Source organism: Ochrobactrum sp. EDr1-4 (assembly GCF_049199085.1).
In the GTDB taxonomy this organism is placed as follows: Bacteria; Pseudomonadota; Alphaproteobacteria; order Rhizobiales; family Rhizobiaceae; genus Brucella.
The window spans coordinates 1-2,251 of the sequence record NZ_JBLZOF010000024.1; the positions used below are offsets into that span (position 1 = coordinate 1).

The following is a 2,251-nucleotide window of genomic DNA, read 5'->3' on the forward strand; positions in this document are numbered from 1 at the left end:
GTTCTGGGTGACAGCGTACCTTTTGTATAATGGGTCAGCGACTTAGTGTAACGAGCAAGCTTAAGCCGGTAGGTGTAGGCGTAGCGAAAGCGAGTCTGAATAGGGCGTTCAGTTCGTTGCATTAGACCCGAAACCAAGTGATCTAGCCATGAGCAGGTTGAAGGTACGGTAACACGTACTGGAGGACCGAACCCATATCTGTTGCAATAGATCGGGATGACTTGTGGCTAGGGGTGAAAGGCCAATCAAACTTGGAGATAGCTGGTTCTCCGCGAAATCTATTTAGGTAGAGCGTCGACCGAATACCCCCGGGGGTAGAGCACTGAATGGGCTATGGGGACTCACCGTCTTACTGATCCTAATCAAACTCCGAATACCGGGGAGTACTAGTCGGCAGACACACGGCGGGTGCTAACGTCCGTCGTGAAGAGGGCAACAACCCTGACCACCATCTAAGGTCCCTAAGTTATGGCTAAGTGGGAAAGGATGTGAGGATCCCAAAACAACCAGGATGTTGGCTTAGAAGCAGCCATCATTTAAAGAAAGCGTAACAGCTCACTGGTCTAAATAAGGGTCTTTGCGCCGAAAATGTACCGGGGCTAAAGCCATACACCGAAGCTGTGGATGCACGTATGTGCGTGGTAGCGGAGCGTTCCGTAAGCCTGTGAAGGGACAGTCGTGAGACATCCTGGAGGTATCGGAAGTGAGAATGCTGACATGAGTAACGATAAAGGGAGTGAGAGACTCCCTCGCCGAAAGTCCAAGGGTTCCTGCTTAAAGTTAATCTGAGCAGGGTTAGCCGGCCCCTAAGGCGAGGCCGAAAGGCGTAGTCGATGGGAACCACGTTAATATTCGTGGGCCTGCAGGTAGTGACGGATTGCGTGTGTTGTACATTCTTATTGGATTGAATGTGCAGCGAAGCGGTTCCAGGAAATAGCTCCTGCATATAGACCGTACCCTAAACCGACACTGGTGGACTGGTAGAGAATACCAAGGCGCTTGAGAGAACTGCGTTGAAGGAACTCGGCAAAATGCACGCGTAACTTCGGAAGAAGCGTGACCCTTATTTAGGCAACTAGATGAGGGTGGCACAGACCAGGGGGTAGCGACTGTTTACCAAAAACACAGGGCTCTGCGAAGTCGCAAGACGACGTATAGGGTCTGACGCCTGCCCGGTGCTGGAAGGTTAAGAGGAGATGTGCAAGCATTGAATTGAAGCCCCAGTAAACGGCGGCCGTAACTATAACGGTCCTAAGGTAGCGAAATTCCTTGTCGGGTAAGTTCCGACCTGCACGAATGGCGTAACGACTTCCCCGCTGTCTCCAACGCAGACTCAGTGAAATTGAATTCCCCGTGAAGATGCGGGGTTCCTGCGGTTAGACGGAAAGACCCCGTGCACCTTTACTATAGCTTTACACTGGCATTCGTGTCGACATGTGTAGGATAGGTGGTAGACTTTGAAGCCGTGGCGCCAGCCATGGTGGAGTCATCCTTGAAATACCACCCTTATCTATATGGATGTCTAACTGCGGCCCGTTATCCGGGTCCAGGACCGTGTATGGTGGGTAGTTTGACTGGGGCGGTCGCCTCCTAAAGAGTAACGGAGGCGCGCGATGGTAGGCTCAGAACGGTCGGAAATCGTTCGTCGAGTGCAATGGCATAAGCCTGCCTGACTGCAAGACTGACAAGTCGAGCAGAGACGAAAGTCGGTCATAGTGATCCGGTGGTCCCGCGTGGAAGGGCCATCGCTCAACGGATAAAAGGTACGCCGGGGATAACAGGCTGATGACCCCCAAGAGTCCATATCGACGGGGTTGTTTGGCACCTCGATGTCGACTCATCGCATCCTGGGGCTGGAGCAGGTCCCAAGGGTATGGCTGTTCGCCATTTAAAGCGGTACGTGAGTTGGGTTCAGAACGTCGTGAGACAGTTCGGTCCCTATCTGCCGTGGGTGTAGGAATATTGATAGGATCTGTCCCTAGTACGAGAGGACCGGGATGGACGTATCTCTGGTGGACCTGTTGTCGTGCCAACGGCATAGCAGGGTAGCTATATACGGACGGGATAACCGCTGAAGGCATCTAAGCGGGAAACCCACCTAAAAACGAGTATTCCCTATCAGAGCCGTGGAAGACTACCACGTTGATAGGCCGGGTGTGGAAGTGCGGCAACGCATGTAGCTTACCGGTACTAATAGCTCGATCGACTTGATCACTCTCATTTACAATATCCATCGAACAATGTTCGATAG

Annotated in this window: 1 rRNA gene; it reads left to right on the top strand. The window is 52.3% G+C overall.

Annotated elements, in window-relative coordinates:
* Positions 1-2,215, top strand: a 23S ribosomal RNA gene (locus tag ACOZHT_RS24330); the annotation flags it as partial.
* Positions 2,216-2,251 lie beyond the last annotated feature (36 nt).